General features: G+C 58.4%; 19 protein-coding genes. 6 read left to right on the top strand and 13 right to left on the bottom strand.

Annotation, left to right across the window (positions count from 1 at the left end):
* Window positions 1-11 precede the first annotated feature (11 nt).
* From DK261_RS29840 to DK261_RS29820, 5 genes are all read right to left on the bottom strand, one after another.
* Entirely contained in the window at window positions 12-1,031 is a 1,020-nt protein-coding gene (locus DK261_RS29840; protein ID WP_009048125.1) for a LacI family DNA-binding transcriptional regulator, read from the bottom strand.
* A gap of 3 nt (window positions 1,032-1,034) precedes the next feature.
* Window positions 1,035-2,012: an ABC transporter permease gene (locus DK261_RS29835; protein ID WP_007920531.1), complete on the bottom strand. Its 978-nt coding sequence runs from the start codon at window positions 2,010-2,012 to the stop codon at window positions 1,035-1,037.
* Window positions 2,009-3,562, bottom strand: a complete 1,554-nt coding sequence (locus tag DK261_RS29830; protein WP_023968635.1) for a sugar ABC transporter ATP-binding protein — start codon at window positions 3,560-3,562, stop codon at window positions 2,009-2,011. The genes DK261_RS29835 and DK261_RS29830 overlap by 4 nt, the downstream gene beginning before the upstream one ends.
* Before the next feature lie 57 nt (window positions 3,563-3,619).
* Window positions 3,620-4,576 carry a sugar ABC transporter substrate-binding protein gene (locus DK261_RS29825; RefSeq protein WP_009043052.1) on the bottom strand — a complete coding sequence of 319 codons (957 nt, stop codon included), beginning with the start codon at window positions 4,574-4,576 and terminating at the stop codon, window positions 3,620-3,622.
* A 249-nt stretch (window positions 4,577-4,825) separates the two neighbouring features.
* Window positions 4,826-5,281: a hypothetical protein gene (locus DK261_RS29820; protein WP_009048122.1), complete on the bottom strand. Its 456-nt coding sequence runs from the start codon at window positions 5,279-5,281 to the stop codon at window positions 4,826-4,828.
* A gap of 323 nt (window positions 5,282-5,604) precedes the next feature.
* Here DK261_RS29820 and DK261_RS29815 point away from each other — a divergent pair, with 323 nt between their 5' ends.
* The 3 genes from DK261_RS29815 to DK261_RS29805 all read left to right on the top strand — a co-directional run bounded on the left by DK261_RS29815 (window position 5,605) and on the right by DK261_RS29805 (window position 7,864).
* The gene (locus DK261_RS29815; RefSeq protein ID WP_009048121.1) at window positions 5,605-6,693 is read left to right on the top strand and encodes an asparaginase; all 1,089 of its coding nucleotides are present in this window, start codon (window positions 5,605-5,607) and stop codon (window positions 6,691-6,693) included.
* A gap of 234 nt (window positions 6,694-6,927) precedes the next feature.
* Window positions 6,928-7,170 (top strand): DUF1654 domain-containing protein, encoded by a 243-nt coding sequence (locus DK261_RS29810; RefSeq protein ID WP_009048120.1) that lies wholly within the window; start codon window positions 6,928-6,930, stop codon window positions 7,168-7,170.
* Window positions 7,171-7,174: 4 nt separating this feature from the next.
* Window positions 7,175-7,864: an endonuclease gene (locus tag DK261_RS29805; protein ID WP_009048119.1), complete on the top strand. Its 690-nt coding sequence runs from the start codon at window positions 7,175-7,177 to the stop codon at window positions 7,862-7,864.
* Between the two features lie 122 nt (window positions 7,865-7,986).
* Here the strand turns inward: DK261_RS29805 and DK261_RS29800 are convergent, their stop codons facing one another.
* Window positions 7,987-8,343 (bottom strand): SPOR domain-containing protein, encoded by a 357-nt coding sequence (locus DK261_RS29800; RefSeq protein WP_009048118.1) that lies wholly within the window; start codon window positions 8,341-8,343, stop codon window positions 7,987-7,989.
* Between the two features lie 267 nt (window positions 8,344-8,610).
* Here DK261_RS29800 and csrA point away from each other — a divergent pair, with 267 nt between their 5' ends.
* Window positions 8,611-8,805, top strand: a complete 195-nt coding sequence (gene csrA / locus DK261_RS29795) for a carbon storage regulator CsrA (RefSeq protein WP_007920550.1) — start codon at window positions 8,611-8,613, stop codon at window positions 8,803-8,805.
* 344 nt (window positions 8,806-9,149) lie between these two features.
* Window positions 9,150-9,398 (top strand): hypothetical protein, encoded by a 249-nt coding sequence (locus DK261_RS29790; RefSeq protein WP_009048117.1) that lies wholly within the window; start codon window positions 9,150-9,152, stop codon window positions 9,396-9,398.
* A gap of 73 nt (window positions 9,399-9,471) precedes the next feature.
* Here DK261_RS29790 and DK261_RS29785 read toward each other — a convergent pair whose 3' ends face one another.
* The 6 genes from DK261_RS29785 to DK261_RS29760 all read right to left on the bottom strand — a co-directional run bounded on the left by DK261_RS29785 (window position 9,472) and on the right by DK261_RS29760 (window position 14,073).
* Window positions 9,472-9,933: a DUF2214 family protein gene (locus tag DK261_RS29785; RefSeq protein ID WP_009048116.1), complete on the bottom strand. Its 462-nt coding sequence runs from the start codon at window positions 9,931-9,933 to the stop codon at window positions 9,472-9,474.
* A 133-nt stretch (window positions 9,934-10,066) separates the two neighbouring features.
* Entirely contained in the window at window positions 10,067-11,530 is a 1,464-nt protein-coding gene (locus DK261_RS29780) for a carbohydrate-binding protein (RefSeq protein ID WP_016704902.1), read from the bottom strand.
* A 46-nt stretch (window positions 11,531-11,576) separates the two neighbouring features.
* Window positions 11,577-12,206, bottom strand: a complete 630-nt coding sequence (locus DK261_RS29775; protein ID WP_009048114.1) for a lytic polysaccharide monooxygenase auxiliary activity family 9 protein — start codon at window positions 12,204-12,206, stop codon at window positions 11,577-11,579.
* A 319-nt stretch (window positions 12,207-12,525) separates the two neighbouring features.
* Complete coding sequence (locus tag DK261_RS29770; RefSeq protein ID WP_009048113.1) at window positions 12,526-12,876, bottom strand: hypothetical protein; 351 nt, start codon at window positions 12,874-12,876, stop codon at window positions 12,526-12,528.
* Window positions 12,877-13,032: 156 nt separating this feature from the next.
* Window positions 13,033-13,395, bottom strand: coding sequence for an NUDIX hydrolase (locus DK261_RS29765; RefSeq protein ID WP_009048112.1), 363 nt, complete (start codon window positions 13,393-13,395; stop codon window positions 13,033-13,035).
* 201 nt (window positions 13,396-13,596) lie between these two features.
* Window positions 13,597-14,073: a DUF3757 domain-containing protein gene (locus tag DK261_RS29760; RefSeq protein WP_174248195.1), complete on the bottom strand. Its 477-nt coding sequence runs from the start codon at window positions 14,071-14,073 to the stop codon at window positions 13,597-13,599.
* A gap of 779 nt (window positions 14,074-14,852) precedes the next feature.
* On the opposite strand from DK261_RS29760, the gene DK261_RS29745 reads away from it, so the two are divergent.
* Complete coding sequence (locus tag DK261_RS29745; protein ID WP_080710635.1) at window positions 14,853-16,229, top strand: IS30 family transposase; 1,377 nt, start codon at window positions 14,853-14,855, stop codon at window positions 16,227-16,229.
* Here the strand turns inward: DK261_RS29745 and DK261_RS33710 are convergent.
* On the bottom strand, window positions 16,188-16,496 hold the full coding sequence (locus DK261_RS33710; protein ID WP_051673123.1) for a hypothetical protein: 309 nt from the start codon (window positions 16,494-16,496) through the stop codon (window positions 16,188-16,190). The two genes, DK261_RS29745 and DK261_RS33710, sit on opposite strands and share 42 nt — an antisense overlap.
* Window positions 16,497-16,601 lie beyond the last annotated feature (105 nt).

Raw genomic sequence — 16,601 nt, 5'->3', positions numbered from 1 at the left:
CACAATTCGATTCAACGGTACTCGGCGAATGCGCCGACCACGGGCGCCGTCGACTCGCGCAGGACAATGCTTGGCGTGACGATCCGCTGGTCGGTCGGCAATCCAGGCGCAGCGATACGACGCAGCAACAGCTCCGCCGCCTGCTCGCCCAGTTGCAGGATCGACTGGCCGACCGTGGTCAGCGCCGGATACACATAACGGCTCATCTGGATGTCGTCGAAGCCAATCACCGACAGCTCGCTCGGCACCCGGATATTGCGCTCCGCCGCCGCGCGCAGCACACCGATGCCCATCATGTCGTTGCCGGCGAAGATCGCGCTGGGCGGGTTGCGCTCCAGCAACTGGGCCGCCGCGTGATAACCGCCGGTGCTGGTGAAGTCGCTCTGCAGGATACGCTCCGCAGGCACCTCCACGCCGGCTTCGCGCAACGCCCGCTGGAACCCCGCCAGACGCAGCTGCGCCACGCTGGTGTAGTCCGGACCGCCGATGCAGGCGATATCACGATGGCCCAACTCGAGCAGATGACGGGTCGCCAGGTACGCGCCGTATTCGTGGTCGATCCGCACCAGGTCCGCATCCACCCCTTCCAGCCCCCGGTCGACGATCACCATCGGTGTGCGCACAGCCGCCAGCCCCTTGGCCAGCCCACCGTCGCCACCTGCCGAGGTCACAATCAGGCCGTCGATGCGTTTTTCCAACAGCACCCGCAGGTAGCTGCGCTGTTTTTCCGGGTCATCGTCGGAGTTGCAGAGAATCACGCAGTAGCCGTTGCGCTCGCAATAATCCTCGATCCCCCGGGCCAGTTCGGCGAAATACGGGTTGAGGCTGTTAGGCACCAACAGGCCGATGGTCGCCGTGGTCTTGGCCTTCAGCGAGCGCGCCACGGCGCTGGGCACGTAGTCGAGCTGCTGGATCGCCGCCTCGACCTTGATCCGCACCTCCTCGCTGACCGGGCGTGTCTTGTTCAACACGTGGGAAACCGTGGTGTAGGAGATCCCCGCGAGGGCCGCCACATCTTTGATCGTTGCCATGACTCAGCTCCGCCGGCTTGCGCGCTGGCTGCGATAAGTATCCAGCACCACCGCAATCACGATGACCGCGCCGGTGATGATACGTTTGGTCGGCTCGGTCGCGCCGATCTGCGCCAGCCCCGCGGCCAGCACCGAGATAATCAACACCCCGAAAAAGGTGCTGATCACCGATCCGCGTCCGCCCATCAGGCTGGTACCGCCGATCACCACGGCCGCGATCACTTGCAGCTCCAGACCGGAGCCGGCATTCGGGTCCGCCGCCTCCAGGCGGGAAATCTGGAACAGCGCGGCGATGCCCGCCAGCAGTCCCATCAGGCTGAACACCAGGATCTTGTAGGGCTTGGGATTGATGCCGGCCAGGCGCACCGCTTCCTCGTTGGTGCCGATGCCGATCAGGTAACGGCCGAACACCGTGCGCGTCAACACCGCCTGGGCGATGAAGATGATCAGCAAGGCGATGATGAAGGACGGCGAGATGCCAAAGGCGATCGGGTTCGACAACCAGGCGAAGGCATCACCGATATAGGCAGTGCGCGAGCCGGTCATCTGGTAAGCCACGCCGCGGGCCATTTCCAGCACGCCGAGGGAGACGATGAACGAAGGAATACGCCAGGCCACGGTGATCGAGCCGGTGATAGTCCCGGCCAATGCCGCGCAGCCCATGCCCAGCAGTGCCGCCGGGATGACACTCCAGCCCCAGCCGAGAATCGCCACGCTGACGGTGGAGGCCGCCAGGGCCAGCACCGAGCCCACGGACAGGTCGATACCGCCGATGATCAGGACAAAGGTCATGCCCACCGCCAGCACCATCAGGTCCGGGATCTGGTTGGCCAGGGTGCTGAAAGTGTCGTAGGAAAGAAAGTGGCTGCTCAGCGTCGAGAACAGCGCAATCATGGCCAGCAAGGCACCGGCCAGCCCCAGGTAGGTACCCAGGCCGTAGTAGTTGCCGCCACGTTTGCCGGCCGAAGATGCAGTTTTCATGGGAGGTCCCTAGGCGCCGCTTCGTTGAGCAACGCATCACGTTTTTGATAGCCGGCGAAAGCGGCGGCAAGCAGTTCATCCTGGGTCCAGCTGTCGCGCTCGAAGGTATCGATCAGGCGCCCGGCGGACAGCACGCCAATGCGATCGCAGATCAGCATCAGCTCCCGCAAGTCACTGGAAACCACCACCAGCGCCTTGCCCTGGCGAGTCAGTTCGCCGAGCAGGCCGTAGATGTCGAACTTGGCGCCGACATCGATGCCGCGGGTCGGCTCGTCGAACAGCAGCACCGCGCAATCGCGCTCCAGCCAGCGACCGATGACCACCTTCTGCTGATTGCCGCCGGACAGTTCGGACACCCGTTGCGCCGGCCCCGAACTGCGGATGCGCATGGCATCGATCTGCCGCTGCGCCAGCGCCGATTCGTCACGGCCATTGACCAGGCCGCCACGGGAGATTTCCGGCATGTTGCCCAGGGCGATATTGGCGCTGATGGATTGCGTCAGCAGCAGGCCTTCACCCTTGCGATCCTCGGTGATCAGGGCAATGCCGTGGGCCACCGCGTCGACCGGCGAACGGATATTCGCCACCTGCGCCGGAGAACCCAGGGCAACCGTGCCGCTGTCAGCCTTGTCAGCACCGAAGATCAGGCGCAACAGCTCGGTGCGCCCGGCCCCGATCAACCCGGAGATACCGAAGATCTCGCCGCTGCGCACCTCGAAAGACACGTCCAGCACCTTGTCGGAACGACTCAGGCCGCTGACCGTCAGGGCCGGCGCACCAATCTTGCGCGGACCGAGATCGATGTGCTCGCCCAGCTCGCGCCCCACCATCAGGTTGACCAGTTGCTCGCTGTTGTAATTGGCCATCGGCTCGACGCAAACCAGGCAACCGTCACGCAGCACCGCAATGCGCTGGGCGACCCGGGCCAGTTCTTCCAGGCGATGGGAGATGTAGATGATGGCTACGCCACGGGCCTGTAGACGGGTGATCTGCTCGAAGAGCAACTCGACTTCGCGGGCCGTGAGCATCGCGGTCGGCTCGTCGAGGATCAGCACATGGCAGTCGCCGATCAGGTTGCGCGCGATCTCCACCATCTGCTGGTGGCCGATCCCCAGTTCGCCGACCAGGGTATCGGGATCGATCGCTTCCAGGCCGACCTGAGCCATGGCTTCGATCGCCGCCTTGCGCAACTGTTTGCGATTGATCCAGCCGCCAAGGCTGGGCAGGTTATCGAGGAACAGGTTCTCGGCCACCGACAGCGTCGGCAACAGGTTGAGCTCCTGCATGACCATGCGGATGCCCAGCTCCTCGGCCTGGGTGCGACTGCCGGGACGGTAAGCCTGACCGTTGAAGCGCATCTCACCGGTGGTCGGGGTCACCAGGCCACCGATGATTTTCGACAGGGTGCTTTTGCCTGCGCCGTTTTCCCCGGTCAGCGCCAGCACCTCCCCGCGCATCAGCGTCAGGTCGATGCCGGTCAATACCGGTTGCGCGTAGGTCTTGCCGATACCGCTGACCGAAAGGACAGCGTTCACAGCGGAAACTGACATAAGAAACTCTCCATGCGCCCGCCTGTTCAGGCGGGCGCCGTTGCGCCGCCAGAACGATTACTGGGTGACCAGCTCAACCGGAGTTTCGATCACGCCATTGGCGCCGCCGTCCACCTTCTCGCCCTTGAGAATCTTCAGGGCTGTCTCGATACCGAAGACTGCCTGCTTGGCGGCGAATTGGTCGGCGGTCGCCAGCACGCGACCGTCCTTGAGCATCGGCTTGATGGCATTGATGTTGTCGTAGCCGACCACCTTGACCTTGCCGGCCTTGCCCGCCGCACGCACCGCCGAAACAGCACCGACGGCCATGCTGTCGTTACCGGCCAGCAGCGCCTTGAGGTTCGGGTATTCGCTGAGCATGGCGGCGGCGACACGGTTGCCGGCGTCGATTTCCCAGTCACCGGATTGCAGCGAGACCACCTTGATCTGCGCGGCCTCCATTGCATCCTTGAAGCCTGCGGTGCGCTGCTGGGCGTTGGTGGTGGTCGACACGCCTTCGATGATGCCGACTTCGTCACCGGCCTTCAGGTCCTTGGCCAGGTACTCGCCCACCAGGCGCGCGCCCTTGCGGTTGTCGGGGCCGACAAAAGGCACGCTGATGTTTTTGCTCTTGAGTACCGCCGGGTCCAGCTGGTTGTCGATGTTGATCACGGTGATACCGGCGTCCACCGCCTTCTTGATCACCGGCACCATGGCCTTGGAATCCGCCGGGGCGATCACCAGCGCGTTGACCTTGGAAACGATCATCTGCTCGACGATACGGATCTGGTTGGCGGTGTCGGTTTCATCCTTGATGCCGTTGGAGACCAGGTCGAAATCGGCGGCATGGTCTTTTTGATACGCCTTGGCGCCGTCTTCCATAGTGAGGAAGAATTCGTTGGCCAGGGATTTCATGACCAGGGCGACCTTGGGTTTTTCCGGGGTCTCGGCGAATGCCGAAGAGAGAGGAAGCGTAGCGGATGCGGCAGCCAGAACAGCGACAGCGAGAAGACGTCCAGCGAATGGCAGCTTCATGGGTTCACTCCGATCTTATGATTATTGTGAGCAACGCTTGCGCTGGAGTACGCTCGACGACCTTCAGGCCCCGATGAACGCGGCTTGAAGCGAACCTGAGGCGGGTGTGACTCTTATTCGCCCAGGGCCTGCGCAAACGTTTGCGTAGAACGAACTATGCGAACCCTGCCGGGATTTGTCAACGGGAAAGCCAGCGCCCATGAGTACCGCGGAACGCCAGGACAGGCGCCCCGCCAAAACAACACGCAATCATGCGGTGGTGCTGACCAGCCCGCCCGCGCCCGACGAAGAGTCCTTGCTCAACTCCTTGACCAGGTTCCCCACCACTTCCTGCAACGCACCGCTGGTATCGGCGAGCTGGCCTTGAATCGCCATCACCACAGTCGCCTTGGCTTCCGGGGTCGGGTAGCTCGCCGCCTGGGCGGCGGCCAACTGCTGCTGTTGCTCCTGCAATTGCGCCTGCAGTTCTTTCATGCGCTTGAGCAGCATTTTTACCACCAGACTCTGATTGTCCCCTTCGGACTCTTGAGTCTCGGCCTTCTCGGCTTCGGCACCGGACGCCACCCGCAGCTTGCCGTCTTCGTCCAGCCCCAGGGCTTGTGCAGCGTTATCGGCGGCGCCCTGGCTCAGAGCATCGATAGTGGCCGGCGATTTACCGTTGATGGTGATGGCCCCGGCAGCAGGGAAACCGACAGAAATAGACATGTGAGCTCCATAAAGAAACGATCCTTGAAGGGCATCGGCTGCAAGGACCAGCTCTTTAATTCAGGGTTTTCCTCATGCCAATCAGAACTGTCGGACAACCGAACGCGAATCTTCCGACTATTCGGAAAACCGGACAGCAAAACGTCCCGTGCATCCGGTAAATAAAAATAAATTGATATAAATCATTAAGTTAAAAGAGTTTTGCGACCACAGTCCGGCTGGTACAGATCCTGCTCTTCCTTTTCGCCCGCGGCATTCAGATCTGTCTCGGGTGTATCTAGATGAACCTGCACCAGCACCGTCTCACTACTAGAGAGAAAATAATGAAATCTGCTTTCAACACCCTTGTTCCGGGCGCCTTGGCCCTCCTCTTGCTCCTTCCGACTGCATTGCAGGCCAAGGAAGTCGAAACCCAACAGAAGCTGGCCAACGTGGTCGTGCTCGCTACCGGCGGCACCATTGCCGGCGCCGGCGCCAGTGCCGCCAACAGCGCCACCTATCAGGCCGCCAAAGTCGGCATCGAGCAGTTGATCGCCGGGATCCCCGAGCTGAGCCAGGTCGCCAATGTGCGCGGCGAACAGGTCATGCAGATCGCCTCTGAAAGCATCACCAACGAAAACCTGCTGCAACTGGGCCGTCGTGTCGCCGAGCTGGCCGACAGCAAGGACGTCGATGGCATCGTCATCACCCACGGCACCGACACCCTGGAAGAAACCGCTTACTTCCTGAACCTGGTGGAAAAGACCGACAAGCCCATCGTAGTGGTCGGCTCCATGCGTCCAGGCACCGCCATGTCCGCCGACGGCATGCTCAACCTGTACAACGCCGTCGCCGTGGCCGGTAGCAAGGAAGCCCATGGCAAGGGCGTGCTGGTCACCATGAACGACGAGATCCAGTCGGGTCGCGACGTCAGTAAAATGATCAATATCAAGACCGAAGCCTTCAAGAGCCCATGGGGCCCGCTGGGCATGGTGGTGGAAGGCAAGTCCTACTGGTTCCGCCTGCCGGCCAAGCGTCACACCTCGGGTTCGGAATTCGATATCAAGACCATCAAGAGCCTGCCTGACGTAGAAATCGCCTATGGCTATGGCAACGTCAGTGACACCGCCTACAAGGCCCTGGCCCAGTCCGGCGCCAAAGCCATCATCCACGCCGGTACCGGCAATGGCTCGGTGTCTTCCCGCGTAGTGCCTGCCCTGCAAGAGCTGCGCAAGAATGGCGTGCAAATCATTCGTTCGTCCCACGTCAATGCCGGCGGCTTCGTACTGCGCAACGCGGAACAGCCTGACGACAAATACGACTGGGTCGTGGCCAACGACCTGAACCCGCAGAAAGCCCGCATCCTGGCCATGGTCGCCCTGACCAAGACCCAGGACAGCAAGGAACTGCAGCGGATGTTCTGGGAATACTGATTGACCCGCCCGACCTGCTCAGGTCGGGCACTGCCCTACCCCACACTCGCCCGCCCCGGGCGAGTGCTCCGCCCCAGCTGGCCGGCTCTCTTCCTTTCCCGCCGATAAAAAACTCAATCGTTTTGCAGTAATCCGCGAATATCGCTGTCAGAAGAACTTCTTGAATTTTAAGCGGTTGCGAAATTTCCTACAGTAAAATACTGTACGCGCATACAGCTTAATAAGGAATGTTCCGTGCCCGCCGCAGCAACTACCCCACCAAGCTCTTATGAACGCCTCGGTTTGCGCGTTCAGAAAATCATCAATTCGCCCAACGCGCAAAAAGCCAAAGCCGCCCTGATCTTCCGTCAGCCCGACGAGGTGGTCGACGAGTGGGAGCGCCTGCTCGAAGAAATCGCCGAAAACGACAACGTCACCCTCGCCTATCGCGATGACGGCGGTGTGCAGATTTTCTGGGTCGTGCCGAAGGAAGACTGAGTCGATGAGTGTCCGCTGTTTTGCTGTACTGCTGTTTTGTGTTGCCCTGAATGCCCACGCCGATGCACCCCGCACCTTCAACGAAGCGAAGAAAATCGCCTGGAAGCTGTACGCCCCGCAATCCACCGAGTTCTACTGCGGCTGCAAGTACAGCGGCAATCGGGTCAACCTCGCCGCCTGCGGTTACGTACCACGCAAGAATGCCAACCGCGCCGCGCGCATCGAGTGGGAACACATAGTTCCTGCCTGGCAGATCGGCCATCAACGCCAATGCTGGCAGCAAGGCGGGCGCAAGAACTGCACCCGCCACGACCCGATCTATCAACGCGCCGAAGCCGACCTGCACAACCTGGTGCCGAGCATCGGCGAGGTCAACGGCGACCGTAACAACTTCAGCTTCGGGTGGCTGCCGGCGCAGTCCGGCCAGTACGGCTCATGCCTGACCCAGGTCGACTTCAAGGCCAAGAAGGTCATGCCGCGCCCGTCCATTCGCGGCATGATCGCCCGGACCTACTTTTATATGAGCAAGCAGTACAACCTGCGCCTGTCGAAACAGGATCGCCAGTTGTACGAAGCCTGGAACAAGACCTATCCGGTACAACCCTGGGAGCGCCAGCGCAATCAGAGCGTGGCCTGTGTGATGGGGCGCGGCAACGAGTTCGTCGGCCCGGTCAACCTGAAGGCCTGCGGCTGATTCCGTCCGGATTACCGATAAACACCTGGGGCATGGACAGCCCCTTCAAGATGACTGAGCGCCGACCAGGCCGGTCGCTCAACGTCGCTGCGACGACCTGACCTGGCACTCAGAAGAACGGCTTACTGCGCGACGCGGTGCTCAATCACTTGCGGTTCGATATTGCGCTTCTTGGCCTTGGTCAGCTTTTCGACCAGCTCGGTTTTCTTGGCTTCGGCTTCGGCCTGGGAATCGAACGGGCCGATCAGCACCCGATCCTTGCCCTCTTCGACGACGACATAGGAAACGATCCCGTGCTCGATCAGCCAGCCAGCCAGATCGCTCGTCGCCTGAGGCAGGGTGCCGGCGACCAGCACATCCCATTGCGGTTTCGTGGCGGCCTGCGGCGGCTGTGCCTGGACGACCGGCGCCACCTTCTTGTCGACCTCGACCTTCTTGCCCTCACCGCATCCCGCCAATGCCAGGACCGCCATCATCATCGCTACTGTGCGCACAACCTACCCCTTGAAAGTCTGAGGCGGCGATTTTAGCACCCCAATCCCCTGCGCAAACGCCACAAAATCAGCGCAAAACAAGGAGAATGATATTTATCGCCTCTGTATAGTTGCAGCTCGGGAATTAATACCGCGTCTGCGCGTCAGAAAGAGGCACCCACACAGTGGTACTTCGCAGTAATCTATACGCACTACTACCGACATCTGCACTGTCTGAATCAGGTGCCCTACAAAGCAATCAAGGAGAAGATCATGCTGATACTCACCCGCAAAGTCGGTGAAAGCATAAATATCGGTGACGACATCACGATCACCATTCTGGGCGTGAGCGGCCAGCAAGTCCGGATTGGCATCAATGCCCCGAAAGACGTCGCAGTCCATCGCGAAGAAATCTACCAACGGATCCAAGCCGGCCTCACCGCCCCGGACAAACGCGAAACACCTTGAGCGTCATGAGCGGCCAGCCCTTTGTCTCATCACAATGGCTGGCGCAGCGTCGTCGTTGATTGATTCCCCCGCAGCACACTCCCCTCTTCAAATGGCAGCGGCGCAGTTCAGGCCGCCAGCGCCAGCCCTGGCAAAGTGCGTTACCCAAGCCCTCCACCGATAGCGCTCCATCCCGGCAATCTGTCGATACGACTCGGCCGGGAGAAAGCCCTCCCTCGTTTTTGTATAAATACTCAGTAGCGTGGCAACGAGCAGGAGGAGTAATTTCAAGACCTACCGCCTCCGCGAGCCTGCCGAGGCTCCCCCTTGCCACCGGCAGACGCTTTACGAACAAGGAGCGGTCAATGCAAGAGTTCGCTTACCTTCTGATCACCAACGACCTGAATGCAATGCGCACCATTGCCGCCTGCTCGACGGAGGGGCTCTACGAAGTCAAACGCGGAATATTCACCTTCCGCTCCCAGGCCAACGTCGACTACCTGCACCGTGCGCTGGCCATCGTCAGCGACGAGTTCGGCATCATTCCTGTGCAGCAGGCCGAGTTCAAAACCAACCGGGCCACCATCAGCAAGGCTTTCAGCCAACTCTGCTAGCGCGCGGCGCTCGGTGATGCACAACAACCCACATCGAGCCAAAGCACACTCGACTCGCTGCTCCTTCCTCACCTCATGGCTGGCTGAACATGACCCCACGCGCCATGCCGCTGGCCGCCACCACCAGCAGCACGATCAACAGCGCCTGCAGATGGCTGATGCGCGCAAACAGCGTGGCGCGGCCGGTATCGATCGAGGTGCCGCGCCCCAGGGCGATTCGCCATTTGATCAACGTCACCATCGGCAATATTTCGAGCAACAGGATGATGATGAACAAGGTCATCTTGATGTGAAACAGCGGCTGGTGCAGGTAGTAATCCGTACCTTTTTCGTAGCCGGCAAAAGCCCGCAGTAAACCGGTGATCAACAACACCGCGGCAGCCAGCCCCCAGCCGTTATCGGCCAGCAGAGCCCGGCGCACGTCCGCCCCCTCGGTGACCACGCGACGCAACGCCGTACCACGATTGAGCACCGCCGCAAAGGCGACAGCAAAGGCCAACAGGTGTACAGCCGCGAGAAACCAGTGCATGAGCATCGCTCCACTCTCCATTGACGGATGACAAAAAACAGCCTGTGAGTATTAGTTCATAACCCGCAGCTTTGCCCTGCTCTACGTACAACAAAAAGGCGCCCGTCATGGGGCGCCTTTGTACCGCTTCCTCCACCGTTCACGCACGCCGCTGAATCGCCACCTTGGCCCAAAGGGTAAAGGCGACATCCGGGGTCCAGCCGGCATTCGAGGTGTGCTCCTGGAAGCACAGATACAGATTGCCCTGGTAGGTCACACCGTCATCTTTGCGATAGTGATGATTCAGTTGCCATTCCGGATATTGCGGGTCAGGTACCCCGCCGGCAGTCTTGATACTCAGGTTAGTGCTCGGCAGCGACTGATTACCCTGGGTATCCGTGGCGCTGACAAAGTAGCTGTACAGCGTATCGGTTTTCAGACCTTCGTCCTTCAGGGTCAGCGAGGCCGTCTGGGCCACCGGCTTGCCATCGCGGAACAGGGTGTAGAACTCGATCGGACGAACACCGTGGGCAGCACTCCAGCTCAAGGTCACGCTGTTCTCCGTCTGTGCAGGAGAAACCAGGTTGCCCGGCGCCGAAGGTCGCTCCTCGCCGCTGCCGCCATGGATCAGCGGCGCATAACGATCACGGAACTCCCAGTTGTAACGGACGCCGTACCTGTTGATGCCGTTATCCCAGTTGACCGACCAGGTCATCAGCCCCTTGATCGACAAGCCGGCACGATCCAGACGCTTGAAGGCGTTGCTCACCGCCGCGGGGTCAATGACATACCCGCTCGCCGCTGCGTCGACGTTGGCCGGCAGACCGATCACGAACTTGTCGGCAGGGATGGCGATATAGCCACGCGTACCGGTGACCAGGCTCTCGGTCAGATAAAACAGAAAGTCTTCCTTCAGCGCGTCGTCATTCTGGGCTATCCAGACTCCCTTCCCGCCGTTGGCTTCCTGGACCCACAGACCGTCGCCGCCCTGGTTGTAGTACTGCGGCGCGATGAAATCGTAGTAGCCATCCAGCGCCTGGATGTAACCGACATACTTGCCGCCGGTGACGAGGTAGGGAAACTCTGGCGCCATGCTGATGATGAAATGCTTGCCCTCACCTGCGTAGTGATCCTTCACCAGCTTGAGCGCCGCCGGCAGCACAGTCTTGTTGTCGGCAAAATCGATGGCGCTCTGTTCCAGGTCGATGTCCAGCCCGTCGAAACCATAGACTTCCACCAGACGGATGATTTCGTTGGCCAGCGCTTGCTCATTGCCCTTGTGCAACTCGATATGAGCATCCGCACCGCCAAGGGAAATCAACACCGCCCGCCCCTGGCTGTTGAGCACGCCAACCTGGCGCCGGAACTCCTCATCCGACAGGTTGTAGGGCTTGAAGGTGGGAATGCCGTTGCCTTTCATGAAGGCCACGGCCACCACGTTGTATTCCTTGGGTACATCCACCAGGTCGAGATTGGCGAACTGCCCCTGCTGGTAACCGTCACTGGGGCCTGCCGGCCAGTTGTGCCAGAAACCCATGAGAATCTTCTTGCCAGCGATCGACGGCATCAACGATGCCGAATCATTCAGCTGAGTCTTTACCGATGCAAAGTTGATCTTGTTCACGTTCTAATCCTTCAGAACCATTTAAAGAGAGTGACAACTTCTGCTGTTATTTGAAGTCGACGTCGAATGCCTGATAGAACGCATTGCCGGTGTTGGCGACAATCCACGCCAGCACAATCACGTGATGGCCTCTCTTGCTCCTGGGCAGGGTCACTTGATGTTCGACCTTGGCTTTCATTTCATCGCCATGCTGGTCATACGGAACTTGTGTGTAGAAGTCCTTGAAGAAAGCCTGCGGCTCCAGTTGTGCACGGCTGATACGCTGTTTCGGATCCCAGCCATCCTTGGTGATGAACCAGCTGTAACCGCGGGTCACATGAGGAGCGGTGTACTCCCACTTGACCTGGAACACCTGCCCCGGGTCGACGTTGAGCAACGGCCAGGAGAACGCACGGCCAAGCTTCTTCGACATTTCTTCATTGGTGAAGTTGAGGCAGTCACGCTCGTCGGTCTTGCCGCCGCTGAGGATATGCCCATCAGCCGGTGGCACAACGCTGGCGACATCGCTCTCGTATGGTTTCTGGAAGGGTCCACCCACCAGGTCCGGGAAGTTTTTGCCACCTTCCATCTCGTTGACCTGCCAGGTGCCGAGCAGCCCCAGCTCGACGGCGACAGCGCCACGACTGGAGGGGGACACGACACGCCCGTGTTTCAGTTGAACTAATGGTTTATTCATGATGCTTCACTCCATTGATCAAATAAAACTCCTTCTTGAGGAGAACTTTTAAGCTAGTCCAAATCAGTGTTTTGTCTACTGACTCCCACACACAGAGCTCCGAGCCAATTGTCGCACCTCAACAAAGGCGGGACATCAGAAAATAATTACAGCGCAAACCTACAGAGAGAAAGGCAAATAACTTACACAATTAAATAAGAGAACAACTAGCTTTGTGTTAACTAACCGTTCAGGACAAGCAATGAATATCCCCAAGAAAGCATAAACCCGACAAAAGCCGGGTTCATGATCTGCTTACTGGATAATGCTCAGAAAGGAATTACAGGCAGGTCGCCAATGCTGCCAGTCTACGCTTGGCAACCCAATTGTCCTGGGTCGCGTAATAACTGACAGTGGTACCCGAAGCCTGCCCCCGAATATCGGCAAAGGACTCCGCCGAACGGGTATAGACCGTGTATCCACCCACCTTGGCAGACTCCAGATAGGCCGACGCATCCACACCGAACACAGCTTCGTCCTGCCAGGCAAACTGCACACACTGCGCCACGACCTGCTCCGCCTTGGCCGACGAGAGCACCTTGTAGGGGCTCTTCGAACGCGCCTCATTCATCACCGAGCCGGCACACCCCGCCAGCAACGCCGCGATCATTACCGCCATCAACACCCGCATCATGCTACCTCGCCGTGAAAACGCGACTGTACCACTCACATGGCAAGCGATTGGCACTCGGCCGCGAGAAAACTGCTCGCCAATCATTTCGCCCACTGGCTGCAAAAGCAAAAGCCCGCACAAGGCGGGCTTCTTCATGAATCGATAACACCTCGGTTAAAGGCGGCGTAAAAACGAACTCACAATACTTTTGGTGGCGGCCGTTGCATCCAGCTCGCTGGCAGCCCCATAGGCATGCCAGGCGACGGCCGCAATTTCATTCAAGGGACGGGCATCCCCGGCATTGGTCACGGCCACCTCGAACACGTGATGCCGCACATTGCCGGCTTCGAACTCCAGGATGTAAAGAGGCTCACTGGCATCCAACCCTGTCTCTTCCCGCAACTCACGTAGCGCGGCAGCGGCGAGAGACTCCCCAGGCTCGACCTTGCCACCCGGTAAAGACCATTTGGAGCGATCCTTGCGAACAAAAAGAATGTGCCCTCCGTGTGCACAAATAACCGTCGCTCTGCTCTTCATACCTGCACCCTACCCGACCACGCCCTGCCCGCATTGCACAGGGAACGTACATACAGACCGCAATCGACTTAAAAGTGTCACAAAAATGTCATGAAATACGTAAGCATTAAGGATGCCAAGAAGACAACGGCATTGCCTGGAGGGAGCAAGCATGTCGGCGACTCGAAGAACGGCAAAGCCTACCCATACAAACAGAGATATTTACCTCAAGTAAAAACTGCATGCATCTCTATAGGTATCAGTGCATTCCAGGATCGTGGATGAGGAGAAGTCTCGGGACTCTTTCCATGACAACGAGTTCCCAATCCACATGACCTGTTTGTAATTGCTGCCGAGATCAAGATGCATATTCAAATATCTACCCCCGGAGGTCACGTAGATACAGTTATTTATAAAGCCAACTTTATCGACATCTTGGTGAGTCAGTACAAAATAGCTTTTCTCGAAGTTGGTAACGGCTTCCATGACACCATCCACCAACACACCTACCCATTCAGCGCCCTCACTTTTAGCTGGCGCGCTAAAAACCCCCATCTTGCCCTTGATATCTCGTGGCGAAGGACATGATTCCTGGTCACCTGACCAGTCAGGGATATTGAAGTAATTGCTACCGGGCGCGGCATGCACGAATGTAAACAGCTGTGAACACAGCAACATCCAACCCAACAATCTCAACACGTTCCATTCCCTCATAAATATCAGAGGGAAAGTTCTATCAGCTAGGACAATTTTAGAATGTAGGACGATTCCTAAAGTATTAGATTCTTCTCTTAAGACCAGCGGTCTCCACGCCGACGCACTTGACCGTGGTGGTCAGCAGAACAGGGATGCCGCACATACGTATGACCACATTCCAGCCGGTGAGCACCCTGCTCTTCATGAGATTCATGCCTGAGGAGCATTGCTGTACGAACAGCAGAAATTCCCACAGGAATATATCCAGCCCCTGATGGCCATGCCGACGAGAAGATGACAGGACACTATCAGGAGAGGCGCACCAAAAAAGAGATCGCGTACCTGGAGACGGGTGCCGATTTGGCCTTTTGAGTGGGAGGGTTTTGCAAAGGCTTTGAAAACCGCAGGCAACAAAAAAGGGCCCACCTTTCGGTGAGCCCTTTCAGACCGCCCAGCAGAGCGGATTTTGTTTGGTAGGCGCGATTGGACTCGAACCAACGACCCCCACCATGTCAAGGTGACCACGAAATTAACGCAACATACTGATATATAAAGAAAAATAACTGATTTAGGCAAAGCAAAAAGTCCGCATATTAGCCTATAAGAATCAATAACTTAGAGTTGTATATTCCTACAGTACTCCCCCTCCCCCGGCGTCCTGCCGACCGAACACAATCCCCTCATTCAACACGACACCACCACGACTGAGCATAAAAGGGCGGATTCAACCGGTCGTAGCAACACCTTTGATCGAGGTGTTTATGGGGCGACCTGCAGGTTGGATGCAAAAGTTGACGGGACGAGGAGCGATGCGTTCGCCAGGTGCGCCGTCGCTTCGTAACGAAATCGAGCGGCTGTTTTGGGGGCAGATCGCAACCGGGATCACAAGCGAAAAGGCAGCGCAGGCCGTTGGCGTTTCATCAGCAGTAGGCACACGCTGGTTTCGTCATCGGGGCGGGATGCCGTTGTTTATGTCTAACCACATATCTGGAAGGTATTTATCATTCGCAGAGCGAGAAGAGATTGGGCTACTTCGGGCGCAAAGTGTTGGCGTACGCGAGATTGCCCGTCGCCTTGGGCGAAGCCCGTCGACAGTTTCACGGGAGCTGACACGCAACGCTGCAACTCGCTGCGGTCGGCTTGAGTATCGAGCTTCAGTCGCGCAATGGAAGGCAGAACTGGTGGCCAAGAGGCCGAAGCCAGCGAAACTGGTGACGAACCCGCTACTGCATCACTACGTGCAAGATCGTCTGGAGGGTAAGGTTCATGACGCTGATGGCCGTGAGATTGCTGGGCCTCGACAAGCTCCCTTCAAAGGCCGAAATAAGCCACATCGCAGTGACCGTAGATGGGTTAATGGCTGGTCGCCCGAACAGATTGCCAACCGGCTCCAGATCGATTTTCCGGACGATGAATCCATGCGTATCTCTCATGAAGCCATATACCAGGCGCTCTACATTCAGGGTCGAGGGGCTCTCAAGCGCGAATTGGTGAGCTGCCTGCGCACAGGACGAGCATTGCGCGTGCCGAGAGCCAGGGCACGGGCCAAAGCGTGGGCACACGTCAGCGAGGATGTCATGATCTCCAGTCGCCCTGCTGAGGTGGAAGACCGGGCTGTGCCGGGGCATTGGGAAGGCGACCTGATCATCGGTCTGAATCGTTCTGCGATTGGAACGCTGGTCGAACGTTCAACTCGATTCACCATGCTCGTCCATTTGCCTCGCGAAGAAGGTTATGGGCTAATTCCCCGAACGAAGAACGGCCCAGCACTGGCTGGTTACGGAGCAGTTAGTATGGCCAACGCGCTGAAGAAGACGTTGGCTGATCTTCCCGTCGAACTGTGGCGATCTTTGACTTGGGATCGTGGAAAAGAGCTATCGGATCACGCTCGATTTACAATCGAATCGGGAGTAAAGGTCTTCTTCGCTGACCCTCATAGCCCATGGCAGCGCGGCACGAACGAGAATACGAACGGTCTTCTGCGTCAATACTTCCCGAAAGGTACCGACCTGTCTCGCTGGAGTGCTCAAGAGATGCAAGCCGTAGCTCATGCGCTAAACACAAGACCCCGAAAAACACTCGGCTGGAAAACACCCGCTGAAGCTCTGAATGAGTATCTAAAATCTGTTCAACAATCCGGTGTTGCTACGACCGGTTGAATCCGCCAAGGCATCGCCGATCTGCTCGATCCCATTCAAGTTCATCCCTCTCTGGGCCATCCCGGTGATTTTCACATCATGAAGCCGCGGGAGAATGTCAGGCCCAGGGCCTGGATTGAAAACCCAAGCACTGAAAGCCGCTCGGCCCAGTTCCTCGTTCTGACATTCATAGATGTGGATGTCGCCACGGATCGGTGGCGTTCGCCTCAGCTCTTCCTTGGTAAGCGCCACTCCCAAGAACCGGCGCGGGGTAATCAGGAAGTACATAGCAGCCTCTACACTGTATAAAACCACAGCATATTATCCGCGGCGCCACGACCATCAATCGGGTGCTGACGAGTGGCCTGCCCGTTGGTCTACGTTGAAAGAAGT

This window comes from Pseudomonas sp. RW409, assembly GCF_003184125.1.
In the GTDB taxonomy this organism is placed as follows: Bacteria; Pseudomonadota; Gammaproteobacteria; order Pseudomonadales; family Pseudomonadaceae; genus Aquipseudomonas; species Aquipseudomonas chlororaphis_I.
This window is presented reverse-complemented; position numbering and strand designations above follow the sequence as displayed.